The sequence below is a fragment of the Herbaspirillum sp. 1130 genome, from assembly GCF_017833835.1.
Lineage (GTDB): Bacteria > Pseudomonadota > Gammaproteobacteria > Burkholderiales > Burkholderiaceae_D > Herbaspirillum > Herbaspirillum huttiense.
On record NZ_JAFICQ010000004.1, the window covers coordinates 475,325 to 501,548 of the forward strand.

Consider the following 26,224-nt stretch of genomic DNA (forward strand, 5'->3'; position numbering starts at 1 on the left):
TCATCACGCCGCCTGCCCTTTGCGTGACGGCAAGGGCGGCGCAAGGCTCTATAATCGCGCGATTCCCTTAGAAGCCGTCCGCGATGTCCAATCACACCTTCCTCTGGCACGACTACGAAACCTTTGGCGCCGTACCGCGCCGCGACCGTCCCTCGCAGTTCGCCGCCGTGCGCACCGATGCCGAACTCAACGAGATCGGCGAGCCCATCATGCTGTATTGCAAGCCGGCACCGGACTACCTGCCCGACCCGGTGTCCTGCCTGATCACCGGCATCACCCCGCAGCACTGCCTGGCGCACGGCGTCCCCGAACATGAGTTCGCGGCCCGCATCGAGCAGGCGCTGGGCGAGCCCGGCACCATCGGCGTGGGCTACAACACCATCCGCTTCGATGATGAAGTCACGCGCTTCATGTTCTGGCGCAACCTGATCGATCCCTATGCCCGCGAATGGGCCAACGGCTGCGGCCGCTGGGACCTGCTCGACGTGGTGCGCCTGACCTATGCGCTGCGCCCCGAGGGCATACAGTGGCCGACCAAGGAAGACGGCAGCGTCAGCTTCAAGCTGGAGCATCTGTCCAAGGCCAATGGCCTGGTGCATGAGGCGGCGCACGATGCGCTGTCGGATGTGCGCGCCACCATCGCCCTGGCACGCCTGATCCGCCAGAACAATCCGCGCCTGTTCGACTTCGCGCTGGCCTTGCACAAGAAGGACAAGGCCGCAGCGGAAATCGGCTTGCCGGCCGCCAAACCCTTCCTGCACGTCTCCGGCATGTTCCCGGTAGCCAATGGCTGCCTGGCGCTGATGTGGCCGCTGGGCATGCATCCGACCAACAAGAATGAAGTGATCGCCTGGGATCTCGGCTATGACCCGAGCGAACTGGCGGGCATGGATGCGGCCACCGTACGTGAACGCATGTTCACCAAGCGCGACGAGATGCCTGAAGGCATGGTCCGCCTGCCGGTCAAGAGCATTCACCTGAACAAGTCGCCGATGGTGGTCGGCAGCCTCAAGACGCTGTCTGCCGAGCGCGCCGCGCAGCTGAACATCGATGTCGACCTGGCCCTGCGCCACGCGGAAAAGGCCGCCGCCCTGCCCGACCTGGGCCCGCTGTGGCGCGAGGTCTACCAGCGCGAACACGAGGCGTCGCCGGACGTGGATGAAGATCTGTACGGCGGTTTCATCGGCAACGGCGACCGCCGCCAGCTGACGCAGCTGCGTGCCCTGCCGCCACAGGCGCTGGCCGGGGCCAGCGTGGCCTTTGACGATAGGCGCTTGAATGAAATCCTGTTCCGCTATCGCGCACGCAACTTCCCCGAGACCTTGAGCCCCGAGGAAGCACAGCACTGGGAAGAACACCGCGCCGCGCGCCTGTTTGAAGGCGCTGGCGGTGCGCGTACCGTCGCGCAACTGTTCGAGCAGATCGACCAGTTGCAGGAGGAGGCGGATGACGAACGCACCCAGGACATCCTCGGTGCGTTGTATGACTATGCGGAGATGATTGCGCCGGCCAATCAGTAAGGTCCGGCGCGCATCTTATTCGGAGGCGGCTTCGCCCTGCGCTGCGGCAGCGGCTTTGCCCTGCGACTTCAGCTTCATGATGAAGTCGCGCAAGGCCGGCTGGATGTCCTCAAACAGCGGATGCTTGCGATTCTTGAGCATCACCTCCGAGAACAGTTTCAAACCCAGCGCCAGCTGCGCGCTGGTGTCGCTGTCGAACTGCCCGTTGCCACGCAGGCGGGCGACGATACTGAAGATATCGTCATGGTTGCCGGCCTCGAAACTCAGGGGCGCGTGCAAAGGCTGTCCCTCCGAGGCGGGGGCCAGATGCTCCAGAGTGATGCGGTAGCGATGTTCTCTCATGTGAAGTTCCTTTCCAAAATCCCGGATCGCCGGATCAGGCGCGTTCCACCGCCACGGCGGCGCGATCGATGATGTCGATGATGGCGTGCAGTTCTTCCTTGGCCAGCTTGCCCTTGGCCAGGCGCGTATGCAGGGCCATGCGGAAATTCTGCACGGCGCGGCGCAGTTCGGGCGAATCGGCGTCGGGACGCTCCTGGCGGCGCAATTCGAACTTGCGCAGCACCTGCTGCAGCAGCTCGGCGTTTTCCTTTTCTTCCAGATAGGCCTTGCCCTCGGCGCTGAGGGTGTAAAGCTTCTTGCCGCCATCCTCGCCCTGCACCGAGGCATGGCCCATTTCTTCCAGCAGCGTCAGGGTCGGGTAGATCACGCCGGGGCTGGGGCTGTAGCCGCCGCCGACCAGTTGCTCGATGGCCTTGATCATGTCGTAGCCGTGGCGCGGCTTTTCCTGCAGCAGATGCAGCATCACGATGCGCAACGCGCCCTGCTCGAACATGCGCGCACCGCGTCCGCCGCCGCCTTCACGGCCACCGGGGCCATGATGGCCACGCGGACCGCGCGGCTCGTCATCTTCAAACAGGCCGCCGCCATGATGCGGGCGGTCGTGACGCTGGTGCTTGGGGCCGTGGCCGGGTTCGCCGGGTTGATTGAATAAATGCTTGAACATGGTATTTCCTTATTGTCAGGTGGCTGAGGCAGCGACTGACGCACGCTGCGGGTCGATCGATATAGCCAAGATATATCTTAATTCGCCGCATTTCAAGATATATCTTAATAATATTTCAGAAGGGTTTCCAAAAAGGAAATCTGAAGCAAAAAGCTTCACCGTCAGTCCGGCGACATTACCTGTGGGCCAGAAGTGCTAAGTTCTTGATGCAGCATCCAAAACAAATGAACAAGGAGACAAGCATGACCCCAGCCACCGCTCCCGATGCGCCCATCGGCCGCTTTCCCATCCCCGATCTTCATACCCTGCCGGAGGACATCCGCAGCCGCATCCTGGCCGTGCAGGAAAAGTCCGGATTCATCCCCAACGTGTTCCTGGTGCTGGCGCATCGTCCGGATGAATTCCGCGCCTTCTTCGCTTATCACGATGCGCTGATGGACAAACCCGGCGGCCTCACCAAGGCCGAGCGCGAGATGATCGTGGTGGCCACCAGCAATGCCAACCAGTGCCAGTACTGTGTGGTGGCGCATGGTGCCATCCTGCGCATCCGCGCCAAGGACCCGCTGCTGGCCGACCAGGTCGCCATCAATTACCGCAAGGCCGATATCAGCGCGCGGCAGAAGGCCATGCTGGACTTCGCCATGAAGGTCTCGGCCAGCGCCTGGGCTGTCAATGAAGAGGATTTCGCCACGCTCAAGGCGCATGGCTGGAATGAGGAAGATGCCTGGGACATGGCCGCCATCGCGGCCTTCTTCGGCATGTCGAACCGGCTGGCCAACGTGACCGGCATGCGGCCCAATGAAGAGTTCTACCTGCTGGGGCGCCTGCCCCAGCAGTGAAGCAGGAAAGCGGTGGCGATCAGCGCTGGTCCGCGTGCCAGCGCGCCACCCTTTGCAGGCAGTCATGCACGTCGCCTTGTACCAGCTCGGCGGCATGCGCCAGCATGAGGTTGCGCGGCAGGCCGAAGTCCTCGATGAACATGCCGTCATGGCAGACGCCCGGTTCAGCCTGCGGCACCTGTTGCAGCAAGTCTTGCGCAGGCGTGTTGTAGCACCACACCTTCTTGCCGCGCCCGACGGCATAGCCGATCTCGAAGACCGTGCCCGAGTCCGGCTCATGGCCACGGAAATCGCACACATTGGCCACCACATAATCGGCGGAGTCGATCAGGGCCACGTTGATCTCGTAGATGCGGCGCGCCACCTCGGACTTGCTGTCGCCGCTGACCTCGTCATCACCCGGGCACAGGGCGACCAGCCCGAGGTCGGCGCACCACTGCTTGATCTGAAGTTTGTGCTGCGCATAGTCGCGCTGGAAGACGTCGGGGCCGGCCATGTAGATGCGGGGCTGCGGGGTCATGGTTCATCCTGTGGAATACGCGGGAACCGGCAGGATAACGCAAACCTTCATCTCCTTATGAACGCTGCTGCGCCACGATCTCCGCACGGTCGAAATCTGCGCCGAAGTCATCGACCTGCACGCTCTGGTCGCCATAGTGGGCAAAGGCATCGACCGCTTCCTTCTCCTGCTGCGAGATCAGCTGGCGTTCCAGCGCCAGCGCACTCCAGGCCGGAACTTCCAGCAGGCTCTGCGGCATCGGCGGCAGCTTGCCTTCCTTGATGTCGGACTTGAGGCGATGCTCCAGTTGCTGCACCACCGGCGCGAGCACGAAGGCTTTCTCGCCGCAGGCCAGCGGATCGCCCTCGCGCGGCAGGTAGGCACCGGCCACCAGGCGGTTGCGGCTCTCACCCGGGGTCTGCATGGCCTGGGCCACGCGCGTGCCGAGCACATCGGAAGGCTTGCGATACGGCAGGCCCAGCGGGAAGATCAGCACCCGCAGCAGTACCGCGATGAACGGATTGGGGAAGTTGTGCAAGACATCGATGATGGCTTCCTGGGCGCGATGCAAGGCATCCTGCACCGACCAGTCCACATAGGGCAGGTCTTCTTCCTGCCGGCCGTCATCCTCGAACCGCTTCAGTACCGCCGACACCAGATAAAGCTGCGAAACCACATCCCCCAGCCGTGCCGATATCCGTTCGCGGAATTTGAGCGTTCCGCCCAGCACGCCCATGCTCACATCGGTGAGCAGCGCAAAGGCCGACGACAGATGCACCACCGCACGGAAATAGCCCCGCGTGGCACGTGCGGCATGGCTGGACGAGGGCAGCAGCCAGCCCCGGCTGATGCCGCCCACGAAGCTGCGCGCGGCATTGGCAGCCACGAAGGAGAGATGCCCGAAGAGCAGGCGGTCGAATTCCTGCACGGCGCGCTCGCGGTCTTCATCGGCGGCGGTGGCCAGCTCCTGCAGGACGTAGGGATGGCAGCGGATCGCGCCCTGGCCGAAGATGATGAGGCAGCGCGTCAGGATATTGGCCCCTTCCACCGTAATGGCGATAGGCACCTGCTGATACGCGCGCGCCAGGAAGTTGCCCGGCCCCATGCAGATACCCTTGCCGCCGATCACGTCCATGCCGTCATTGACCACCATGCGCCCGCGCTCGGTGACGTGGTACTTGGAGATGGCCGAGATGACCGAGGGCTTCTCGCCCGCATCCACTGCCAGCGCCGACAGGCGGCGCGTGGCATCCATCATGTAGAGATGCCCGCCCATGCGCGCCAGGGCCTCCTGCACGCCTTCGAACTTGCCGATCTCGATCTTGAACTGGCGTCGCATGGCCGTGTAGGCGCTGGTGCCACGCACGGCCAGCTTGGAAAAACCGACGCTGGAGGACGGCAGCGAAATCGCCCGCCCTGCCGCCAAACATTCCATGAGCATGCGCCAGCCGCGTCCGACCTGCCCGGCACCGCCGATCACCCATTCCATCGGAATGAAGACATCGCGCCCCTCGGTCGGCCCGTTCTGGAAGACGGCATTGAGCGGCCAGTGACGGCGTCCGGTGATCACGCCCGGATGGTCGGTCGGGATCAGGGCGCAGGTGATGCCGGGTTCGGCATCGCTGCCCAGCAGGCCATCCGGATCGCGCACGCGGAAGGCCAGGCCCAGCACGGTGGCAATCGGTGCCAGGGTGATGTAGCGCTTGCTCCAGGTGACGCGAAAGCCCAGCGTCTCGCGGCCCTCATGCTCGCCCTTGCAGACGATGCCCACATCGGGAATGGCGGCCGCATCCGAACCCGCATAGGGACTGGTCAGCGCGAAGCAGGGAATCTCCAGCCCCTGCGCCAGGCGCGGCAGGTAATGATTTTTCTGGGCGTCGGTGCCGTAATGCAGCAGCAATTCGGCCGGACCCAGTGAATTGGGCACCATCACCGCGATGGCCGCAGCCGAACTGCGCGAGCCCAGTTTCATCACCACCTGCGAATGCATGTAGGCCGAGAACTGCTTGCCGCCGTATTGACGCGGAATGATCATGCCCAGGAAACCCTTGTCCTTGATGAACTGCCAGGCGTCGGGCGGCAGGTCCTGGGTCTTCACGCTGGTGTCCCAGTCGCTGACCATGGCGCACAATTGCTCGACCTCGTTGTCGAGGAAGCTCTGCTCTTCCGGCGTCAGGCGCGGCGCGGGCAGGTCGAAGAGGCGCTTCCAGTCCGGCTTGCCGGAGAACAGTTCGGCATCCCACCAGACGGTACCGGCCTCGATGGCATCGCGTTCGGTGGCGGACATGCGCGGGGCGATCTTGCGGAACAGGTCCAGCGCCGGACGTGTCATCAGCGACTGTCGGACGGACTTGATCGCCACCAGCAGCGTGGGCGTGAAGAAAAGGATGGCCAGCAGCACCAGCACCGGCAATTCGATATCGGCCAGGCGCGCGCCCAGCCAGATCAGGACCGCTTCAGCGACCAGCCAGACCCAGGCGCTGGCGCGCATCATCATGAGGGCCAGCGCGCCGGCGATGAGAAGAATGAGCCAGATGATCATGTCGTCTCCTGTACTGTTGTCGTTGTGAGCGTTAGGAATGCAGGCTGCCGGGAACAGTGTGGCATCGATTGCCGACAGCGCCAAGCCGCTCCCCGCTTTGTCACCCTCCTGCTGCCTCAACCTACACCGCCAGCTCATCCGGCGGAATCGGACAGAGCAACCTCACACGGTCAGACAACGCCCGACATGCCGCGGCCCATGCCATCCATTACAATCGCGCCATTGCAGACTGCAGCACCGGAGAACACATCATGAAATGGGAAGGCAATCGCGAAAGCGACAACGTGGAAGACCGCCGTGGCGAGGGTGGCGGCGGGGGTGGCGGTTTTGGCTTCGGCGGGCGCTCCATCGGGCTGGGCACGGTCGCGGTGGCGCTGGTGGCCTCCTACTTCCTGGGCATCAACCCGCTGACCATGCTCAACCTGCTCTCCGGCGGCGGCTCGCCTGCGCCGGTGCAACAGCAGGCACCGGCCCACAAGCCTTCGCCCAATGACCAGATGGCGCGCTTCGTCTCGACCGTCCTGGCCGATACCGAAGATACCTGGGGCCAGATCTTCGCCAACAACGGCAAGCAATATGTGCGGCCCAAGCTGGTGCTGTTTTCCGGCAGCACGCCGACCGCCTGCGGTACCGGCCAGACCGCCACCGGCCCCTTCTACTGCCCCGGCGACCAGAAGGTGTATATCGACTTGTCGTTTTATGAACTGATGAAGCAGCGCTTCAAGGTGTCCGGCAATTTCGCTCAGGCTTACGTGATCGCGCATGAAGTGGGGCACCACGTGCAACACCTGATGGGCATCTCCGACAAGGTCGACGCTGCCCGCCGCAATGCCACCGAAAAGCAGGCCAATGCCATGTCGGTGCGGCTGGAACTGCAAGCGGACTGCTTCGCCGGGGTCTGGGCCTATCACGCCAACCAGGCGCGTCACATCCTCGAAGAAGGCGACATCGAGGATGCCTTGAATGCCGCCTCGGCCATCGGCGACGATGCCCTGCAACGCCAAGCGCGCGGCGTGGTCGTACCGGATTCCTTCACCCATGGCAGCTCGGCGCAGCGCGTGACCTGGTTCAAGCGCGGCATTTCCGAAGGCAAGGTCAGCGCCTGCAACACCTTCGCTGCCAAGGAACTTTGATTCACTGACAACTGACATCACAACGAGGAGACCTCCTGCATGACCCTATCCTACTGGTGCATCCTGATTGCCGGCCTGATGCCGGTGTTCACCATCGCCGTGGCCAAGTATGGCCGGCGCGACTTCGACAATGCCGAACCGCGCGCCTGGCTGGACAAGCAGACCGGCGTGCGCCGCCGCGCCGACTATGCGCACCGCAACCACTTCGAAGCCTTCCCCTTCTTCGCTGCCGCCGTGCTGGTGGCGCAGCAAGTGGGCGCAGCGCAGGGACAGATCGATAGCGCCGCGCTGGTCTTCATCGCCGCCCGCATCCTCTACACGGTGCTGTACCTGACGGACAAGCCCTCGGCCCGTTCGGCGGTGTGGATCATCGGCTACCTGAGCGTGATTGCGCTGTTCGTCATCGCTGCGCGCGCCTGAGACGGGAAGCTTCGATGAGCCATCCTGCCGCTTCCCGACTGCATTCCATGCGTGCATCATTGGATGCCCTGCGCACCGGCCAAGGCAATATCGCCAGCCTGTGCAGTACCTGGCGGGCCCAGGAAGAGGTCATGACCGCCCTGCCGCCGCGCTATCGCCAGGTCGCCGAAGACCTGCTCGGCCGGCTGGAAGCGGGCAGCCTCTTCACCGAAGAAAGCTGTTCCTTCAGCCAGAAGGACCTGACCGACAGCCTCTCCACCTGGCTGGACAAGGCGCAGCAAACGCTGGAAAGCGCCACCTGAACGTCGGGGCGGCTGGACAAATGGCCGCGCCGGGCGTACCGTACCGGTCCCCCGTGCCGCCTGTTGCGGCCGGGGTTTCCGAAAGAAAGCACATGCAAAAGATCACCTTCCCGCTGCAGGGCCATCCCTACGTCGAACTGAACCAGCTGCTCAAACTCTGCGGCCTGTGCGACAGCGGCGGTGCCGGCAAGCAACTGGTGGCCGACGGCCAGGTCAAGGTCGACGGCAAGCTGGAAACCCGCAAGACCTGCAAGATCACCGTCGGCCAGAAAGTCACCCTGGGCGACGTGCAGATCACGGTGCTGGCCGAATGAGCCCGCACGCCGGCGTCGACGCGATACTGGACTTCTGGTTCGGCCCCGATTGGGAGCAGCTCCCCCCGCATCAGGTGGCCGAACGCCAGAAGAAACTCTGGTGGAGCAAGAACCCCGACATCGACGCCGAATGCCGCACCCGATTCGCCCCTCTGGTGCAGCAGGCGGCCGCCAACCAGCTCGATGACTGGACCGAATCCCCGCGCAGCATGCTGGCCCTGGTCCTGTTGCTGGACCAGATGCCGCGCAACATCTACCGCGACACCGCCCAGGCCTTCGCCCACGATGAACTGGCACGCCAGTGCAGCCATCTGGCGCTGGCCATGGGTCTGGATGCAGACTTGCCGCCGCTGGCCCGGGTGTTCCTCTACCTGCCGCTGGAACACGCCGAAGACCTCGACGACCAGGAGTACGTGGTGCAACTCATGGGCGCACTGGCCAAGGCGGCCAGCGCCGAAGACAAGGCGACCTTTGACGGCTATGCCGACTATGCGCGACGACACCATGCCGTGATCGCGCGCTTCGGACGCTTCCCCCACCGCAACCGCATCCTGGCGCGCGAGAGCACACCGGAAGAAATCGACTTCCTCAAGCAACCGGGCTCTTCCTTCTGAAGTTTTCGATAGCAGCGCACTGATTCGGGGTTTTGCTGGAGCGGCATTTTCTTTTTCCCTAGACTCGCGGGCTTTCCTTTCCAGGATTTCCCATGCGCGGTCGCTCCCCAGGTTTCTCGATGATGGAGGTGCTGGTGGCCATGCTGGTCATCGGCACCGGTGCGCTGGCCATCGCCATGCTGCAACTGCACGCGCTGCGCAGCAGCCAGGACAGCAGCCTGCACGCCCGTGCCACCCTGCTGGCGCAGGAACTGGCCGAATTGCGCGCAGCCTTGCCGGCCAGCGCTGGCGTCGCCGATCCCCTGTTGTTTTCCCTCGCGGCGGGCAAGCCGTTCACGGCCCATGCCGATTGCGAACGGAGTGCCTGCAGCCCGGCCGATTTCGCCCGGGCCAGCTTGGCGGACTGGAGCGGCCGACTGGTCCGCGATTTCCCGCAAGCGCGCGTCACCGTCTGCCGTGACGGCCCGCGCCCGCCCCCCGAAGACTGGCGCTGCGACGGCCTCGAAAGCAGCCCTGCCGTCCTGAAGATGGCCTGGCATCGCCCCGGCGCGGCCAAGGGGATGGCCGTTGCCGCCGCGCCGCTGGTGAGCCTGAACCTGGGCCGCTGACGATGCCGGCGCGATCCTCCTTCCCGGCGCGCGCGATGCGTCTGCATGAGACCGGACTGACCCTGGTCGAACTGATGATTGCGCTGGCCATCGGCCTCCTGGTGGTGCTGGTGGCTGGTACGCTGCTGCAGCAGGCGCGTGAGGCTTACCAGGAGATGGACGATGCCGGCCGCGTCGAAGAAACCGGCCGCGTGGCCCTGGATCACCTGCAACAAGTGTTGCGCCAGGCCGGCCATCTGCCGCTGGAAAGCCTGCCCGACGGCAGCTCGCCCGCCCTGCTGCCGGGCCTGCGCGGGCTGGATGACAGCCGCCAGGCCGACGCCCTCGATCCCGCCGCCGGACTGTTCGGCAGCAGTACCGGTGACGGCGTCAACCACAGCGATCTCCTCATGCTCGGTTTCTTCGGTGCCCCGCGCGGCAGCCATGCCGAAATCAGCCACTGCAGCGGCGCGCAAGCTCCGGTGGGCAAGCCGGAAGAAGCCGCGCGCCACTGGGTCATCTACTACATCGCACCCGGCACCGGCGACGAGCCCGAGCTGCGCTGCCGCTACCAGGGCAAAAACGGCAACTGGACCTCGGACGCCATCGCCCGTGGCGTGGAAGCCATGCAATTGCGCTATGCCATCGACAGCGATGGCGATGGCCGTCCAGATCGCTGGCTGGATGCCTCGGCCATGCCGGGCGAGGCCTGGGGCCGGGTGATCCTGGTGCGCATCGCGCTGCTGGTGCGCGGCGTACAGCGACGGCCGGCCGCGCCGGGCAGTGAAACCCGCAGCTACGACCTGTTCCTCCCCGGCCGACGCAGCGATCCGGCGTGGCGCGTCACCGAGACCGGGCAGGAGCAGCGGCGGCGTGCGGTCTTTCAAGGCAGCGTCATGCTGCGCAACCTGTCCATGGCGGAGGCCGGGAAATGAAGAGGCCACCATGTCACCCGCGCCAGCGCGGTGCCACGCTGATGATCACGCTCATGCTGCTGAGCGTGATCCTGTTGCTGGGTGCGGCCACCACCTCGCTGCTCCTGCTGGAGGAACGCGGCGCGCGCAACCATCGCGAACGTGCCCAGGCCAGGCTGGCCGCCCAGGCCGCGCTGGAAGATGCCTGCGACGACCTGCGCTACCACCGCCAGATCGATCCCGGGCAATTCACTGCCAGGCGCGCCTGCCGCAGCGATGCCGCCGGTGCCGGCCTGTGCGTGGGCCAACACGACCGCGCCGGCTGGGAGCCTGCACAACTGCATGGGCCCGACGCCCTCTCGGCCACCTACGGCCAGTTCACCGGACGGCGCTATCGCGCCCTGCCCGGCGTGGCGACGCCGCGTTATCTGATCGAACGTCTGGCGCCGAAGTCCGACAAGAGCCCCAGCAAGCTCCCCGGCGACGAAGAGGCTCCCACCCTCTATCGCCTCAGCGCCGTCGGCTACGGCCGGCAGGGTGCCATCGTGGCGCTGCAGGCGCTGGTGCAGTTGCCCGCCCGGCCCGGCAGCATGCCCGCCAGTTGCCCGCTGCGGGCCTGGCGTCCTCTCTATCTTCCCTTGACGGAATGACCATGCACCCTCCCTTGCGCTCCTCTCCCGCTCCGGCAAATGGCTTCACACTGCTGGAAATCCTGGTCAGCCTGGCCATCGTGATCCTGCTGGCCGGGCTCGGCTGGAACGGTTACCTTCACATCGTCAAGAAAGCCAGCCGCGCCGAAGGACGCGCGGCCATCCTCCACGTGCTGCTGCAACAGGAACGGCACTACGCCTACCAGCATCGCTACCGGCCCTTCCAGCCGGGCAGCGCGGCCCAGGGGTTCAAGTGGTATTCCGGGGCCACGCCGCAAACCAGCGCCTATGCCCTGTCGGCACGCGCCTGCGAGGATGAGGATCTGGCCAGCTGCGTGCTGGTCATCGCCACGCCGGGCGGCAGCGGCGTCAACACCGCCCATGAAGATGCCCAATGCGGCGTGCTGCAAGCCGACAACCGGGGCAATCGCCGCGCCGACGGCAAGGAGTGCTGGTGACCTCATGCGCGCAACCGGATTCTCGCTCATCGAACTCATGGTGGTGTTGCTGATCGCGGCCCTGGTGCTGGCCGCCGGCATCCCGGCGCTGCAACAGCTCTCCACCGAACACCAGCTGGCGGCGGCCGGCAGCGATTTCTTCCACGGCGTGCAACTGACCCGCTCCGAAGCCCTGCGCGCCGGCCGCCGCGCCGAGATGCGTCCGCGCGATGGCCGCGACTGGCAGAGCGGCTGGGAGATCCGGGTCGGACAACAAGTGGTCGCCCATCATCGCGCTCTGGAGGTCGGCATCGCCGTGGCCTACACCACCGGCGGCGAACTGGTGGCCTACCAGCCGGACGGCCAGCCGGTCACGCGCGGCAGCTGGTACTTCAGCAGCGGCATGAATTCGCGTGCGGTGGTGATCAACTTCCTGGGGCGGGTACGGATCTGCAATCCCATCCTCGATAGCCAGTGCAGCCTGGCCGCGCCCGAGTAGATCGCCGGTGCCGCCGGCCTTGCGGGCGATCCGGCAAAGCCGTGTATATTGACGGGCATCCGGCCTCGCCCCTGGCAGGCCTTGCCGCCTATTTCGTGTTAGCACACCATGACTTCCACTGCAGATCCGCTCTACCTGTTCGACATCGAGAATGACCAGCAAGCCATGGCCCTGGCCTTGCTGCAAGCCGGCTTCGGCATGCTCGACACCACCCCCAATCCGCGCGTGGGCTGCGTCATCGTCAAGGACCGGCGCATCATCGGTGCCGGCTTCACCCAGCCGCCCGGCGGCAACCACGCCGAAATCCAGGCCATGGCCGACGCCGCCGCACGTGGACAGGACGTGCGTGGTGCCACCGTCTACGTCACGCTGGAACCGTGCAGCCATTTCGGCCGCACCCCGCCCTGTGCCGATGCGCTCGTCCGAGCCGGCGTAGCACGCGTGGTGGCGGCCATCGCCGACCCCAACCCCCTGGTGGCCGGACAGGGACTGTCGCGGCTGCAGGCAGCCGGCATCGAGGTCGCCTGCGGACTGCTGGAGGAAGAGGCGCGCGAGATCAACATCGGCTTCCTGCATCGCATGCGCACCGGACGTCCGTGGGTACGCATGAAGAGCGCCGCCAGCCTGGATGGCAAAACCGCCCTGCACAATGGCGTGAGCCAGTGGATCACCAGCCAGGCCGCGCGCGACGACGGCCACATCTGGCGCGCCCGCGCCTGCGCCATCATGGCCGGCATCGGCACCATCCAGAAGGACGATGCGCAACTCACCGTGCGTGCCATCGACACCCCGCGCCAGCCGCGCCGCATCGTGGTCGACAGCAAGCTGATCGTCTCGCCCGAAGCGCGCGTGATCCAAGGCGGCAATACCTGGGTCTTCACCGCCACCGATGACCGCGAAAAACGCGCCGCGCTGGAAGCCGAGGGGGCCGAAGTCATCCTGCTGGACAACGCCGAAGGCAAGGTGGACCTGCCGGGCCTGGTGCGTGAACTGGGCCAGCGCCAGATCAATGAATTGCACGTGGAAGCCGGCGCCAAGCTCAATGGCGCGCTGATCCGCGCAGGCTGCGTGGATGAACTGCTGGTCTACCTGGCCCCGGCCCTGATCGGCGATGGCCGCAACATGTTCGAGCTGCCGCCGCTGGAGGACCTGTCGGGCAAGATCGGCATCCACTTCCACGAGGTCAAGCAGGTCGGGCCGGATTTGCGTATCCTTGCCCGTTTCGCGTAAGCGTTTTTGCTTTTTCTTTCAGATTTTTTGTATCAGGACTGAATCATGTTTACAGGAATCGTTGCCGCCGTCGGCACCATCACCTCCGTCACCCCCCTGGCAGCCGGCCCTGACGCCGGTGTGCGCCTGACCATCGATGCGGGCAGCCTGCCCATGGCCGATGTCGGCCTGGGCGATTCGATTGCGCTCAATGGTGCCTGCATGACCGTAGTGGAGAAGACCGCCAGCGGCTTTACCGTCGATGTCTCGCGGGAAAGCCTGCGCCTGACGGCCGGGCTGGACGCCCCTGGCGAAGTCAATCTGGAAAAGGCCCTGACCCTGGCCGAGCGCCTGGGCGGCCACCTGGTCTCCGGCCACGTCGATGGCCTGGGACAGGTGCATTCCTTCGAGCCCGTGGGTGAATCGCGCGAGCTGATCGTCGATGCCCCCAAGGCGCTGGGCAAGTACCTGGCTTACAAGGGATCGATCGTGGTCAATGGCGTGTCGCTGACGGTCAACCGCGTGGAAGACCTGGCCGATGCCTGCCGCTTCTCCATCAACCTGATTCCGCATACGGTGGAAGTGACCACGCTCAAGCATTTGAAGGCGGGCAGCAAGGTCAATCTGGAGATTGACCTGATTGCGCGCTATGTGGAGCGCATGCTGTCTTCCTCGACCGTTTCCTGAGCCCCACGCCTCCCTGCAGGTCGTCCTCAGCGGCGGCCTGCATCACCGATCTCTGCAATCACCGCACGGCACACCGGAGTGTCTCCATCAGCCAGCGGGAACAACACCGTGTAGTGATGCGTCTGCGGCACCACATGATGCGCCACCACCTGCGGCCAGCAGTTGGCCATCACGGCCCCCTGCAGATGGAATTGCGCGGTCTCCAATTCGCCGATGATGGTATGCATGCGCGTGCCAGTGGGCCCGGCCTGCAGCACCGGTGAGAGCGCATCCGCGCGCTGCTCGTCCAGCGTCAGTGCCTTGTTGAGCGAAGTCGGGATCAACGGCACCAGATCGAACACGCCACTGATGGCAAAGACGGCCTGCACCGGCAAGGCACTCGCCTGCGCGGCCACGAAGGCCGCCAGATGGCCGCCCGCCGAATGCCCCATCAGCGAGACACGATTCACATCGATGCCCAGGCGATCCGCCTGCTGCGCAATGGTGGCAAGAAACGCCTGTACCTCTGCCACCATGTCCTCGATGCCTGCCTGCGGGGCCAGCGAATAATTGATCACCGCCACGCTGATGCCCGCCTTGACGTAAGGCGCGGCGATGAAGCCGATGTCACGCTTGTCGCCGCCCTGCCAGTAACCACCGTGGATGAACACCAGCAAAGGCCGCTGCGCCCCTTGCGCACGATAGAAATCGAAGCGCTGAAGCGGTGCATCACCATAGGCGATGTCGGACTCGGTCAGCAAGGTAGTGGCAATGGCGGCCGTCGCCTGCTGCCACTGCTGCAGCACCTGCGGAAAATCCGGAAAGGCGGCCTTGAGGTTGTAGCCCGCCTCGCACTCGGCGATGGGACAAAGAACGCGCCGAGCGTCCGTCTTGACTTGATGGGGGAGCATTCAGTTTTCCTTAACGCTGTTTGCCACAGCATTAAACCTGCGTTAATGATCAATATCCGCGCAACAAGCACCTCACACGCTCAGATACTGATCCCACAATTCCGTCTGCACCGACAGCTGTGCCGAATCACCCTGCCAGACCACCTTGCCCTTTTCGAGGATGGTGTGCTGGTCGGCAAAGCCGATCAAACGCTTGATGTACTTGTCGATGACGATGATGGTCAGCCCATACTCGCGCAAGGCTTTCAGGCAAGCCCAGATTTCTTCCCGCACCAGTGGCGCCAGGCCTTCGGTGGCTTCATCCAGGATCAGCAGATGCGGATTGGTCATCAGCGCCCGGCCGATGGCCAGCATCTGCTGCTCGCCGCCCGAGAGCTGGCCGCCGCCATTGTGGCGGCGCTCCTTGAGGCGCGGGAACTGTTGATAAATCTTTTCCAGCGTCCACGGATTGTCGCGGCCGTTGCGGCGCGCCGCGAAGGCGGACAGATTTTCTTCCACGCTCAGGTTTTTGAAAATCTGCCGCCCCTCCGGCACGATGGCGATGCCGCGCCGGGCAATCGCATCGGCACTGGCGCTGTGGATGGCTTCGCCACGAAAGCGCACCACGCCGCCGGTCGGGCGATTCAATCCGAGGATGGTGCGCAGCGTGGTGGTCTTGCCCATGCCATTGCGGCCCAGCAGGGTTACCACTTCGCCTTCCCTGACCTGCATGTCGATCCCGAACAGCACCTGGCTCGCACCATAGCCGCCGGTCAGGCCTTCCACTTCCAGCAAAGCACTCATTGCGTTTCCTCCTCGCCCAGGTAGGCCAGCTTGACCTCGGCATTGGCGCGGATCTCGTCCACGCTGCCGGTGGCCAGCACCGCCCCCTGTACCAGCACCGTCATGCGGTCGGCGAGGGCGAAGACGGCCTCCATGTCATGTTCCACCAGCACCACCGTCAGCTCCTCCTTGAGGGACTGGATCAGCGCGATCATGTCGCCGGATTCCTCATGGCCCATGCCGGCCATCGGTTCATCCATCAACAGCACGCGCGGACCGCAGGCGATGGCCAGGCCCACATCCAGCCGGCGCCGCGCACCATGTGAAAGCTGCGACGACAACTGATGCACGACCTTCTCCAATCCGACCCGGCGCGCCACCGTCATGGCCGCTTCGCGTGCGGCGCGATCACTCGCGCTGGCATGGAAGAAGCCATAGCTGCGATGCTGCCCGCGCTGCACGGCCACCTGCAGGTTGTCCAGCACGCTCAGTTCATCGAAGACACTGGTGATCTGGAACGAACGCACCAGCCCGGCCGCCACCCGCGCCTGTTCCGCGTGGCCATGCATGGGCTGGCCGAACAGGTGGACCTCGCCCGCATCGGCTGCCAGCGCCCCGGAAAGCAGGGACAGCAAGGTCGTCTTGCCCGCGCCATTGGGACCGATGATGGCGTGCACGTGGCCTGCCGCGATCTCCAGGTCGACATCGCGCGTGGCCGCCAGGCCGCCGTAGTTTTTCTTCAGGCCCTTGACCGAGAGGGCCACCGCTGCCTGTTCACGCCCCATGCTGCTCTCCCTGCTTGAGTGTCTTGCCGATGGTGGCCAGCGAGCTCACGCCGCGCGGCGCCACCATGACCACCAGCAAGAGGATCAGGCCGACATAGATCTGCCAGTATTCGAAATGGGTGGACAACACTTCCTCCAGCAACAGGAAGGCCGCCGCACCGAGCAGGCCGCCGTAGAAATACCCGACCCCGCCCAGCGCCACCATCACCAGCAGGATGCCGGACTGCGACCAGTGCAGCAGCTTGGGGCTGGCAAAGAGATTGCTCATGCCGATGAGGCTGCCGGCCAGTCCCGCGATGACGGCGGCGATCACGAAGGCCGCCAGCTTGTAGCGCAGCGCCGGATAGCCGATGGCCTGGGCGCGCCGCTCGTTCTGCCGGATGGCATTCAAGGCCAGCCCGAAGCGCGAGGCCAGCAGCCGCTGCAGCAGCACGAAGCTGGCCACCAGCCAGGCCAGCACGACCCAGTAGAAGGCGTTGTCGCCGCTCATGTCGAGACCGAAGCCCAGCAGCGGACGCGCCGTCACCTGCAGGCCATCGTCGCCGCCGTAATACCGGAAGCCGACGAAGAAGTAGTAGAACAATTGCGCCAGCGCCATGGTGATCATGATGAAATACACCGCCCGCGTGCGCAGTGCGATCACGCCGATCACCAGGCCGACCAGGCCCGTCACCAGCGCAGCCAGCAGCCAGATCAGCCAGGCACTGGTCACGCCATGGAAACTGGCGATGGCCGTGACATACGCACCCAGCCCGAAGAACACGGCATGACCAAAACTGACCATGCCGCCGTAACCAAGAATGAAATTGAGGCTGGCCGCCACCATCGCAAAGATCAGGATGCGGGTGACCACGCCGATGTAGTACTCCATCCCGCTGGCCTGCGCCAGCAGCGGCAGCAGCACCGCCAGGACGAGCAGCAGGGGAACGAACAGACGTTGCATGGGATTCCTCAGGTACGGGCAGGGAACAGACCGCTGGGGCGCCAGAACAGCACCGCGATCATCACCAGGTAGATCATCATCGAGCCCAGCGCCGGACCGACCGAGGCGGCCGCATCGGCACTGAGGAAGAGCGCGAAGAGCTGCGGCAGCAAACTGCGCCCCAGCGTATCGACCACGCCTACGATAAGCGCGCCGATGGCCGCGCCCGGCACCGAGCCGATGCCGCCGATGACCACCACCACGAAGGCCAGGATCAGCACGTCATCGCCCATGCCGGCCTGCACCGCCACCAGCGGCCCCAGCATGATGCCCGCCAGCGCCGCCAACAGAAGCCCGAAGCTGAACACCAGCCGGAACAGCAGGCGGATGTTGATGCCCATGGCCGTGACCATTTCCAGGTTGTTGGCGCCGGCACGCACCCACATGCCGATGCGCGTGCGGTTGATGAGGAAGTACAGCGCCACGGCCACCACCACGCCCACCGCCATGACCAGCAGGCGATAACTGGAATACGGCAGCCCGAACAGATTGACCGGCCCGGCGAAGGCCGGCGGCATGTTCAGCGGCAGGGGCTGCGGGCCCCAGATCATGCGCACGCCATCGTTGAAGATCAGGATGAAGGCGAAGGTGGCCAGCACGTGCACCATGTGGTCCTTCTTGTAGAGCCGCCGGAACACCAGCCACTCCAGCAGGAAGCCCAGCGCTGCCGTGGCCGGCAGGGCCACCAGCAGGCCCAGCCAGAAGGAACCGCTGGCCCCGGCCACCACCGCCGCCACGTAGGCGCCGATCATGAAGAAGCTGCCGTGCGCGAGGTTCACGAAGTTCATCACGCCAAAGATCAGCGTCAATCCCGAGGCGATCAGGAACAGCATGACGCCGAACTGCAGGCTGTTGAGCACCTGCTCGAAGATCAGATTACCCAAGGTGCACCGTCCTCAAGGCATCTTGCATTGACCGACATAGGCGTCGACGTGATCGGGCAGCAGCGTCTGGGTCATGTTGTTGACGTACTTGCCGTCCGCGCCCTTGGTCACCACCCGCGCATACTGATTCTGGATCGGGAAGTGATTGGCCGCGAACTTGAAGCCCCCGCGCACCGACTTGAAGTTGGCCGCCTTGATGGCTGCAATGAGCGCCTCGCGATTCTCGACCTTGCCGCCGATGGCCTTGACGGCGCTGTCGATGAGCATGGCTGCGTCATACGCCTGGGAGGCGAACATCGAAGGCTGATGGCCGTATTCCTTGACGTAGGCCGCCACGAAAGCGCGGTTCTGTTCATTGGGCAGATCGGCCGACCACTGGCCGGTGTTGGCCACGCCGGCGATCAGGTCGCCATTGGAGAGCATCTGCTGGTCCGCATCATAGGCGGGCATCACGCGCACGATCTTGGGGTCCATGCCGGCGGCCGCATATTGCTTGACGAAGTTCACGCCCATGCCGCCCGGCAGGAAGAAATACAGGGCATCGATATTGGCGGCACGCAACTGCGCAATTTCGGTCGCGAAATCGAGCTGACCCAGCTTGGGGAAGAGTTCGACCGCAGGGTCCTTCTTGAGGAAACGCTTGAAGCCCGCCGAGGCATCCTTGCCCGCCGGATAGTTGGGGGCGATGATGGCCACGCGCTGGTAGCCCTTGTCGGCCATCAGCTTGCCGGCCGCTTCATGGGTGGCGTCGTTCTGGTAGCTGGCGCTGAAGAAATAGGGATTACAGCCTGCACCGGCCAGTTGCGCCGGACCGGCATTGGCGCTGACCACCACGGTCTTGCTGGCGAAGGCCGCCGGAGCCACGGCCAGCAGGATGTTGGAATAGACGAAGCCGCTCAGGATATCGACCTTCTCGCGCTTGATGAGGCGGTCCGCGCCCTGCTTGGCGGCATCGGGGCTGAACTGGTCATCGACCACGATGACTTCGGCGGGCACGCCGCCGAGCTTGTTGCCCAGCATCTTCATGGCCAGCATGAAGCCTTCGCGCTCATCCACGCCGGGCGCACTGGCCGGGCCGCTCAGGGTGGTCAGGAAGCCCACCTTCACCACATCGGCCGCCTGCACGGACAGGCTTGCGCCCGCCGCCATCGCCATCATTACCGCACCTGCCACTTTAGTGAGTCGATTCATGCCTGGATTCCCCTCTAGATTCTTTGGTTTGAATTCGGTGTGAAGCTGGAAGCGCAGCGGCGCGTGAAACCTGGATTTCACCGCAAGCCCGGCCTGGAAAAACTATTTACGCAGGTCGGCTTTCGAGACAAAGGCATCCGCAAAGAAAGCCGTCCCCGGCAGGCCGCAGGTGGCCGTGAAATCGCGCCGCGCTGACTCTACCACGACCGGCGCGCCACAGGCATAGACCTGATACGACTGCATCGCCGGCACATCCTGCATCACGGCCTGGTGGACGAATCCGGTGCGTCCGCTCCAGCCACTGGCGGCATCGGCCTCGGACAGCACCGGCACGTAATCAAACCAGGGCAGGCTCGCCGCCCAGTCGCGGCACAGTGCATCGAGATACAGGTCGGCGGCACGGCGACCGCCCCAGTACAGGCGCATCGCACGCGTGCTGCCGGTGGCGATGGCCTCTTCCACCAGTGCCTTGACCGGAGCAAATCCTGTGCCACTGGCCAGCAGGATCACCGGCTCGCTGCCCTCGCGCATGAAGAAGCTGCCGGCCGGTCCCTCCAGCGAGAACGCCTGGCCCGGCTGCATGCCATTGAAGAGGCGGTCCGTAAACAGTCCACCGGGCAAGTGGCGTACGTGCAGCTCCAGCAGATCACTGCCGTCCCTGGCATAGGTCGCCATGGAATAGCTGCGGCGCTGGCCGTCTTCCAGCAGCAGGTCGATGTACTGGCCGGCGCGATAGGACAGCGGCGCTGCACAGCGCAGGCGCAGGATGGCCACATCCGGGGCTGCGCGTGTGATGTTTTCCAGCGTGGCCTGCACTGACTGCAATGCCGGTTCGGCGATGGCGATGGCGGCTGCGTCGCCCTCCCCGCCCACGCCAATCTCGACCCGGCCTGCAACCACGCGCACCGGGAAGCTGCGCACCGCCTCGGTCACCGGCGCACACCGCGGCGCACCACTGCGTATGTCGAACAGCCCCTGGTGCAGCGGACACTCGACGCAGCCATCTTCGACATAGCCATCGGAAAGCTTGGCATTGCCGTGGGTGCACAAGTCCTTGAGCGCAAAAATTTCCTCGCCCAGGCGGAACACCGCCACCGCCTGGCTGCCCGCGCGGGCAGCAGCCACTTCACCTTCGGCGAAATCATCGGCATGGCCGACATCGAACCACTCGCTCATGGCCGCCTCAGATCGGAGTGGCCAACAGGGTCGCCACGCGCAGCGTGTCGTAGATCACGCGGCGGCGGGCATAGCGCCAGCCGGCCTCGGTCCTGACCACGCGGTCCTCATAACGGCCGGCCTGGTAGACGAAGGATTCGCCGTTCTGCAAGGTCTGCACCACCACGTAGCTCGATTGCGCATCCACCGAGCCGTCGGCATTCTGCGTGAACACCAGCCCGGAAGTCATGTGGCGATAGGTGTGCGCCTCGTAGATGTTGGCGTGGCGCAGCGAGAGCACGCGATCCTGCAGCATCTTCTTGCTGTCGCAATGGATGATGCCGATGGGCAGGCCGGCATCGGCGTTCTCGCGCGGCACGATTTCATACAGGCAGTCGTCGGTGAAAAACTCCGGCCACTGTTCCAGGCGGTCGTTGTCGAGCGCATGCACGTAGCGCTCCTGCAGTTGGTGCAGCTCGAACCACAAGCTCATCTGTTCCATGTTTTGCATCTGCTTTGCCTCGCTCATGCCTTCTCGATGGACGGGAAGCCCATCAGTTTCTGGTAGCCCATCCAGAACTTGCGGATCAGGCTTTCGGTAATCAATGTGTCTTCCTGGTCGGGATTGTCGCGCGCCATGTCGATGACCGAGCAGTGGTCAGGATCGCGGGCGGTGCCACGCTGCACCAGTTCGGTGGCCTCGGTGTCTTCCATCGAGATGTAGCCGGCCGGCCCCACCAGGTTGGCCTGCTTGATGCGCAGCGCGCGCAGCTCGGGGGTGTCGTCCTCGTAGCCGAAGAAGTGGAAGACCAGTTCGAAGTTGCTCGGTCCCTTGGGCAGCAACTGGCGCGCCACCAGGGTGTTATGGATCTGCTGCACCACCAGCTGCGGGAAGATGGGCTGGATGTGGTTGGTGGTCAGTTCCTCGAATTCCTTGATCTGGCCCAGCACCGACGGATCCTGCAGCGAGAAGCCCTCATCGAAGGAACGGATCTCCTGCTGCTTGTAGGCGTCCGCCGTCTCCACTTCATTCTTGGTGGCGGTGATGATGCTGTGCAGGCCATGGTGCTTGTCAGCCAGCGAGCGCGCCTTCATGCCCACGCGGAAGATGTTGAAGGTGGTGTGGAACAGGTGCAGCAGGCTGGCGTGATACGGGTCCTTGACGTTTTCCAGGTAGAGCTTCCAGTTCGACTTGGAATACTGGCGCGTGCAGCCGAGGTAGACGATGGGCTTGTGGAAGATGCGGTCGATCCACGGACGCATCTCGGCGCCGATGTAGTCCGGCAGCGATTCCACGGTCTCGCTGAAGGTGGCGAAGACCAGGCCCTTGTAGCTGTCCACGCGCAACTGGCGCAGGCCGTGGCACTTGGGATCGAAATCCTTGGCCATGCCGGTGGCGCCCTTCTGGCCACGGCGGAAGGGTACGCCCAGCAGGTTGCCGCGCGCATCGAAACTCCACTGGTGATAAGCACAGCTGTGCGAACTGGCATTGCCGCGCGGCGTGCGGCAGACGATGGCGCCACGGTGCGAACACTTGTTGACCCAGGCGGCCAGGCTGCCATCTTCGGTGCGGGTGACTACCACCGGGGTGTCGCCGACGAAGGTACTTTTGTAATCGCCGTTATTGGGAATCTCGGCTTCCAGTGCCAGGAAGCTCCAGGTCTCGCCACGGTAGATGCGTTCCTGCTCCAGGTCATAGACCTCTTTGGAGCTGAATACCTTGTAAGGAGTGCGTGCACCATCGGTGCGGGGGAATTGCACCAGCGGTGCATAGCCTTGCTGTTCGAGTTCGGTGGATGTGCTCATGCGACGGTCCTCATCGTTGGATGCCAGGCGGGGCCTGGACGATGAGCCATCTTAGGCAGAGTGCGCAAGGACGAATATCCGCCATTTGCATAGTTGCGGGGCAGTCTTGTCCGTTTTTTGCATACCTTTCACGTTATACCCAAAAGGTATGCAGCATGCCCGAATCGGTCTTGGACACCCGGGCGGCTTTGTTCCTATCATCCATTCCAAGTCAGACATCGTCAGCATTCGCCTTCTTCTTTTCTACGGACTGCATCTTGAATTCCACCCTGCCCGCCACCTCCATCGAAACCGTCGAGGTCCTGCTGCTGGACGTTCCCACCATCCGCCCGCACCGCCTGTCGATGACCACCATGCACCGCCAGACCCTGGTGCTGGTGCGCATCACCGGCAACGATGGCGTGGCCGGCTGGGGCGAGGCCACCACCATCGGTGGCCTCGCCTATGGCGAAGAAAGTCCGGAAAGCATCAAGGTCAACATCGACACCTACATCACGCCGCTGCTGTTGGGCGCCGATGCCAACCAGGTCGCCGCGCGCATGCATCACATTGGCGAACATGTGCAGGGCAACCGCTTCGCCAAATGCGCCATCGAGACCGCGCTGTCGGATGCACTGGCGCGCCGCCTCGGCGTGCCCCTGTCCACGCTCTTCGGTGGCCGGGTGCGCGAGAGCCTGCCGATTGCCTGGACCCTGGCCAGCGGCGACACGGCGCGCGACATCGAGGAAGCCGAGAAGATGCTGGCCCAGCGCCGCCACAACATCTTCAAGCTCAAGATCGGCGCGCGCACCGTGCAGCAGGATTGCGCCCACGTGGCCGCCATCAAGCGCGCCCTCGGCGAGCGCGGCAGCGTGCGGGTGGATGTGAACCAGGCCTGGACCGAGACCGAGGCCATGCTGGGCATGCAGCTGCTGGCCGATGCCGGCGTGGACCTGGTGGAGCAGCCCATCGCCGCCAGCCATCACGATGGCCTGGGCCGCCTGCGCCAGAAGAACCGCATCGCCATCATGGCCGATGAAAGCCTGCATGGTCCGCAGGATGCCTATCAACTGGCCCGCGTCGGTGCTGCCGATGTGTTCGCCGTGAAGATCAACCAATCCGGCGGACTGGCCGGTGCGCAACAAGTCGCGGCCATCGCCGCTGCCGCCCAGGTCGAACTGTATGGCGGCACCATGCTGGAAGGCGCCATCGGCACCATGGCTTCGGCCCAGTTGTTTGCCACCTTTGGCACGCTGGCCTGGGGCACTGAACTGTTCGGCCCGCTGCTGCTGACCGAAGAAATCCTGGCCACGCCGCTGCGTTACCGCGACTTCGCCCTGGAACTGCCGAGCGGCCCCGGCCTCGGCATCACCCTGGATGAAGATCGCGTCAACGCGCTGCGCCGCGACCGCAAGACCCCGCTGGTCTCCGTGGCCTGAACCATCGGCCCGGACCAACCGCACTCACCCCCACACATATCCAACCAGAGACAGGAGAGACAACGTGGACAAGAAAGCCATCGACGCCGTACTGCAAAAAATCGAAAGCACCGAACTCGCGGAGGGCAACCAGCGTGTCAAGACCATCGTCAACCGCCTCGTGCGCGACATGTTTTATACGATTGAAGAGCTGGATGTGCAGCCGGAAGAATTTTGGGCTGCCGTGGATTATCTGACCTCGGCGGGCAAGTCGGGCGAGTTCGGCCTGATCGCCGCCGGCCTGGGCTTCGAGCACTTCCTCGACCTGCGCATGGATGAAGCCGAAGCGCGCCGTGGCGTGCAGGGCGGCACCCCGCGCACCATCGAAGGACCGCTGTACGTCTCGGGTGCGCCCGAGCAGAAGGGCTTTGCGCGCATGGACAAGGACCCGCAGCCGGGCGACACCCTATTCATGCAAGGCCAGGTTTTCGACGAGCACGGCAAGCCGCTGGCCAATGCGCTGGTGGAAGTCTGGCACGCCAATCACCTGGGCCGCTATTCCTTCTTCGATCCGGACCAGAGCCCGTTCAACCTGCGCTGCTCCATCCGTACCGATGACCAAGGCCGCTATCGCTTCCGCAGCCGCGTGCCGGTCGGCTACAGCGTGCCGCCGGGTGGCGCCACCGACCGCCTGCTCAACAAGCTGGGCCGTCATGGCAGCCGTCCTGCGCACATCCACTTCTTCGTCACCGTGCCGGGCTATCGCAAGCTGACCACGCAGATCAACATCGCCGGCGATCCGTACCTGTGGGATGACTTCGCCTTCGCCACCCGCGAAGGGCTGGTGCCGGAACTGAAGCACGTCACCGATCCTGCCGAGATCCGCAAGCATGAAGTCGATGCGCCCTTCTATGCCATCGAGTTCAACTTCAACCTGCTGCCGGAACAGAAGGACCTGCCCAAGGCCGATATCAATCGTCCGCGTCTGGCCGCGTGATCCTGCGCTGAACTGAACGACCACGGGCCATGCGATTGCATGGCCCGTGTGCATTGCATCTCGCCCTTCGGAGGCCTGCGATCAGACGTACTCCTCGGCATGCATGCGCGCAATCGAGGCCGCTGTCGACCGTAATGTTTGCAGCAACAGCGAGCGGTCATTGGCGCGGAAATTCATGATCACCGGCGAATGCACGCCCTTGTTGGACAGCGGCCGGTACACCACATCTGAGCGATGCAGCCCCTGCACCGAACGCGGCACCAGGGTCACGCCCACGCCGGCGGCGACCAGCCCGATGGCGGTCTGCATCTCGTTGGCTTCCTTGACGATGGCCGGCCGCAGGGCGCGGCTGGAAAAAATGTCCAGCACCTGGTCCGCATAGCTGGGACGAGGCTTGGCCGGATAGAGAATGAAACGTTCCTCGGCCAGCTGCGCCAGCGTCACCTTGCTGCGCGCCAGCAGCGGATGGCCCAGCGGGAACACCGCCACCAGCGGTTCTTCCACGATGGTCTCGCAGAGGATGTCAGGGTCGCTGATGGGCAGGCGTCCGAAGCCTACATCGATGCGTCCGGACTTGAGTGCCTCGATCTGTTCCATGGTCACGATCTCGGAAAATCCGATTTCAATGTCCGGCATGTCGGCGCGGAAACGCTTGATCATCTCCGGCAGCAAACCATACAGCGCCGAGGGCACGAAACCGATGTTGAACCAGTGCTGCTGTCCGTGTGCGATGACGCGCGTTCCTTCCTCGATCTGTTCCAGCCGGGACAATACCTGCAAGGTCTGTTCATAGAAAAACTTGCCTGCCATGGTGAGCGCAATCGGACGCGAGGCGCGGTCGATCAGCTCGGCCCCGAGCATTTCCTCGAGCTGGCGGATCTGCCGGCTCAGGGGCGGCTGGGCGATGTGCAGCAATTCGGCCGCACGGCTGAAACTGAGCGTGCTGGCGACGGCATTGAAATACTTGAGATGACGCAGTTCCACTATACCTCCGAGGCATACCATGATGCTGATTTGATATTGTACGTTCACCCGCCAAACGCATAGAATCGGCGATCAGCCGGCCGCAGAGCCGTGCCCCACAGCAACGAGGCCCGCGTCCACGGCAGCAGGGTCCGACCAGAAGACCGTAGAGGAGACCGACATGATCCACCCCGCCCATGCTGGCGCGCTTTGTTCTGCGCACCGCCGACGAGCTTCCAT

Annotated in this window: 30 protein-coding genes; 16 read left to right on the forward strand and 14 right to left on the reverse strand. The window is 64.3% G+C overall.

What is annotated here, in order from left to right:
• Positions 1–83: 83 nt before the first annotated feature.
• Positions 84–1,520: an exodeoxyribonuclease I gene (gene sbcB, locus JOD78_RS20010; RefSeq protein WP_209567458.1), complete on the forward strand. Its 1,437-nt coding sequence runs from the start codon at positions 84–86 to the stop codon at positions 1,518–1,520.
• 15 nt (positions 1,521–1,535) lie between these two features.
• Here the strand turns inward: sbcB and JOD78_RS20015 are convergent, their stop codons facing one another.
• Both JOD78_RS20015 and JOD78_RS20020 read right to left on the reverse strand, forming a co-directional pair.
• Positions 1,536–1,862, reverse strand: coding sequence for a DUF3861 domain-containing protein (locus JOD78_RS20015; protein WP_209567460.1), 327 nt, complete (start codon positions 1,860–1,862; stop codon positions 1,536–1,538).
• A 34-nt stretch (positions 1,863–1,896) separates the two neighbouring features.
• Positions 1,897–2,526 carry a PadR family transcriptional regulator gene (locus tag JOD78_RS20020; RefSeq protein WP_039784268.1) on the reverse strand — a complete coding sequence of 210 codons (630 nt, stop codon included), beginning with the start codon at positions 2,524–2,526 and terminating at the stop codon, positions 1,897–1,899.
• Positions 2,527–2,768: 242 nt separating this feature from the next.
• Between JOD78_RS20020 and JOD78_RS20025 the strand changes: the two genes are divergently transcribed.
• A complete protein-coding gene (locus JOD78_RS20025) occupies positions 2,769–3,365 on the forward strand; it encodes a peroxidase-related enzyme (protein WP_121043388.1) in 597 nt (198 codons plus the stop codon).
• Between the two features lie 19 nt (positions 3,366–3,384).
• Here the strand turns inward: JOD78_RS20025 and JOD78_RS20030 are convergent, their stop codons facing one another.
• Complete coding sequence (locus JOD78_RS20030; RefSeq protein ID WP_134136697.1) at positions 3,385–3,885, reverse strand: nucleoside 2-deoxyribosyltransferase; 501 nt, start codon at positions 3,883–3,885, stop codon at positions 3,385–3,387.
• A 55-nt stretch (positions 3,886–3,940) separates the two neighbouring features.
• The gene (locus tag JOD78_RS20035; protein WP_134136695.1) at positions 3,941–6,406 is read right to left on the reverse strand and encodes an acyl-CoA dehydrogenase; all 2,466 of its coding nucleotides are present in this window, start codon (positions 6,404–6,406) and stop codon (positions 3,941–3,943) included.
• 251 nt (positions 6,407–6,657) lie between these two features.
• Here JOD78_RS20035 and JOD78_RS20040 point away from each other — a divergent pair, with 251 nt between their 5' ends.
• From JOD78_RS20040 to JOD78_RS20095, 12 genes are all read left to right on the forward strand, one after another.
• Complete coding sequence (locus JOD78_RS20040; RefSeq protein WP_121043397.1) at positions 6,658–7,539, forward strand: neutral zinc metallopeptidase; 882 nt, start codon at positions 6,658–6,660, stop codon at positions 7,537–7,539.
• Positions 7,540–7,578: 39 nt separating this feature from the next.
• A complete protein-coding gene (locus JOD78_RS20045) occupies positions 7,579–7,959 on the forward strand; it encodes an MAPEG family protein (protein ID WP_039784256.1) in 381 nt (126 codons plus the stop codon).
• A gap of 14 nt (positions 7,960–7,973) precedes the next feature.
• Complete coding sequence (locus JOD78_RS20050; RefSeq protein WP_121043400.1) at positions 7,974–8,261, forward strand: hypothetical protein; 288 nt, start codon at positions 7,974–7,976, stop codon at positions 8,259–8,261.
• A gap of 92 nt (positions 8,262–8,353) precedes the next feature.
• Positions 8,354–8,575 carry an RNA-binding S4 domain-containing protein gene (locus JOD78_RS20055; protein ID WP_034335781.1) on the forward strand — a complete coding sequence of 74 codons (222 nt, stop codon included), beginning with the start codon at positions 8,354–8,356 and terminating at the stop codon, positions 8,573–8,575.
• Positions 8,572–9,189, forward strand: a complete 618-nt coding sequence (locus JOD78_RS20060) for a DUF924 family protein (RefSeq protein ID WP_121043403.1) — start codon at positions 8,572–8,574, stop codon at positions 9,187–9,189. The genes JOD78_RS20055 and JOD78_RS20060 overlap by 4 nt, the downstream gene beginning before the upstream one ends.
• 92 nt (positions 9,190–9,281) lie before the next feature.
• Entirely contained in the window at positions 9,282–9,797 is a 516-nt protein-coding gene (gene pilV, locus JOD78_RS20065; protein WP_121043406.1) for a type IV pilus modification protein PilV, read from the forward strand.
• A gap of 35 nt (positions 9,798–9,832) precedes the next feature.
• The gene (locus tag JOD78_RS20070; protein ID WP_227022748.1) at positions 9,833–10,711 is read left to right on the forward strand and encodes a PilW family protein; all 879 of its coding nucleotides are present in this window, start codon (positions 9,833–9,835) and stop codon (positions 10,709–10,711) included.
• A complete protein-coding gene (locus JOD78_RS20075) occupies positions 10,708–11,340 on the forward strand; it encodes a PilX N-terminal domain-containing pilus assembly protein (protein WP_209567462.1) in 633 nt (210 codons plus the stop codon). Before JOD78_RS20070 ends, JOD78_RS20075 begins: the two co-directional genes overlap by 4 nt.
• 2 nt (positions 11,341–11,342) lie before the next feature.
• Positions 11,343–11,798, forward strand: coding sequence for a type IV pilin protein (locus tag JOD78_RS20080; protein WP_121043415.1), 456 nt, complete (start codon positions 11,343–11,345; stop codon positions 11,796–11,798).
• Positions 11,799–11,802: 4 nt separating this feature from the next.
• Positions 11,803–12,276: a GspH/FimT family pseudopilin gene (locus JOD78_RS20085; protein WP_209567464.1), complete on the forward strand. Its 474-nt coding sequence runs from the start codon at positions 11,803–11,805 to the stop codon at positions 12,274–12,276.
• A gap of 108 nt (positions 12,277–12,384) precedes the next feature.
• Positions 12,385–13,506: a bifunctional diaminohydroxyphosphoribosylaminopyrimidine deaminase/5-amino-6-(5-phosphoribosylamino)uracil reductase RibD gene (ribD, locus tag JOD78_RS20090; protein ID WP_121043421.1), complete on the forward strand. Its 1,122-nt coding sequence runs from the start codon at positions 12,385–12,387 to the stop codon at positions 13,504–13,506.
• A gap of 45 nt (positions 13,507–13,551) precedes the next feature.
• Positions 13,552–14,172 (forward strand): riboflavin synthase, encoded by a 621-nt coding sequence (locus JOD78_RS20095; protein ID WP_034335801.1) that lies wholly within the window; start codon positions 13,552–13,554, stop codon positions 14,170–14,172.
• A 26-nt stretch (positions 14,173–14,198) separates the two neighbouring features.
• Here the strand turns inward: JOD78_RS20095 and JOD78_RS20100 are convergent, their stop codons facing one another.
• The 9 genes from JOD78_RS20100 to andAc all read right to left on the reverse strand — a co-directional run bounded on the left by JOD78_RS20100 (position 14,199) and on the right by andAc (position 22,627).
• The gene (locus JOD78_RS20100) at positions 14,199–15,062 is read right to left on the reverse strand and encodes an alpha/beta hydrolase (RefSeq protein ID WP_134136690.1); all 864 of its coding nucleotides are present in this window, start codon (positions 15,060–15,062) and stop codon (positions 14,199–14,201) included.
• 72 nt (positions 15,063–15,134) lie between these two features.
• Complete coding sequence (locus tag JOD78_RS20105; protein ID WP_039784237.1) at positions 15,135–15,845, reverse strand: ABC transporter ATP-binding protein; 711 nt, start codon at positions 15,843–15,845, stop codon at positions 15,135–15,137.
• Positions 15,842–16,609 (reverse strand): ABC transporter ATP-binding protein, encoded by a 768-nt coding sequence (locus tag JOD78_RS20110; protein ID WP_134136689.1) that lies wholly within the window; start codon positions 16,607–16,609, stop codon positions 15,842–15,844. Before JOD78_RS20110 ends, JOD78_RS20105 begins: the two co-directional genes overlap by 4 nt.
• Positions 16,599–17,552 carry a branched-chain amino acid ABC transporter permease gene (locus JOD78_RS20115; RefSeq protein ID WP_121043433.1) on the reverse strand — a complete coding sequence of 318 codons (954 nt, stop codon included), beginning with the start codon at positions 17,550–17,552 and terminating at the stop codon, positions 16,599–16,601. The genes JOD78_RS20110 and JOD78_RS20115 overlap by 11 nt, the downstream gene beginning before the upstream one ends.
• An 8-nt stretch (positions 17,553–17,560) precedes the next feature.
• Positions 17,561–18,475 (reverse strand): branched-chain amino acid ABC transporter permease, encoded by a 915-nt coding sequence (locus tag JOD78_RS20120; protein WP_034335816.1) that lies wholly within the window; start codon positions 18,473–18,475, stop codon positions 17,561–17,563.
• Between the two features lie 12 nt (positions 18,476–18,487).
• Complete coding sequence (locus JOD78_RS20125) at positions 18,488–19,666, reverse strand: ABC transporter substrate-binding protein (RefSeq protein WP_209567466.1); 1,179 nt, start codon at positions 19,664–19,666, stop codon at positions 18,488–18,490.
• Between the two features lie 102 nt (positions 19,667–19,768).
• Positions 19,769–20,842, reverse strand: a complete 1,074-nt coding sequence (gene andAb / locus JOD78_RS20130) for an anthranilate 1,2-dioxygenase ferredoxin subunit AndAb (RefSeq protein ID WP_209567467.1) — start codon at positions 20,840–20,842, stop codon at positions 19,769–19,771.
• Positions 20,843–20,849: 7 nt separating this feature from the next.
• Positions 20,850–21,350: an anthranilate 1,2-dioxygenase small subunit AndAd gene (gene andAd, locus JOD78_RS20135; RefSeq protein WP_034335823.1), complete on the reverse strand. Its 501-nt coding sequence runs from the start codon at positions 21,348–21,350 to the stop codon at positions 20,850–20,852.
• The gene (gene andAc / locus JOD78_RS20140) at positions 21,347–22,627 is read right to left on the reverse strand and encodes an anthranilate 1,2-dioxygenase large subunit AndAc (protein WP_121043447.1); all 1,281 of its coding nucleotides are present in this window, start codon (positions 22,625–22,627) and stop codon (positions 21,347–21,349) included. The genes andAd and andAc overlap by 4 nt, the downstream gene beginning before the upstream one ends.
• A gap of 257 nt (positions 22,628–22,884) precedes the next feature.
• Here andAc and JOD78_RS20145 point away from each other — a divergent pair, with 257 nt between their 5' ends.
• Entirely contained in the window at positions 22,885–24,045 is a 1,161-nt protein-coding gene (locus tag JOD78_RS20145; protein WP_280921005.1) for a muconate/chloromuconate family cycloisomerase, read from the forward strand.
• A gap of 64 nt (positions 24,046–24,109) precedes the next feature.
• Positions 24,110–25,021 (forward strand): catechol 1,2-dioxygenase, encoded by a 912-nt coding sequence (gene catA / locus JOD78_RS20150; protein WP_134223157.1) that lies wholly within the window; start codon positions 24,110–24,112, stop codon positions 25,019–25,021.
• An 81-nt stretch (positions 25,022–25,102) separates the two neighbouring features.
• On the opposite strand, the gene JOD78_RS20155 is transcribed toward catA, so the two are convergent.
• Positions 25,103–26,005, reverse strand: a complete 903-nt coding sequence (locus JOD78_RS20155; RefSeq protein WP_209567469.1) for a LysR family transcriptional regulator — start codon at positions 26,003–26,005, stop codon at positions 25,103–25,105.
• Between the last annotated feature and the right edge of the window lie 219 nt (positions 26,006–26,224).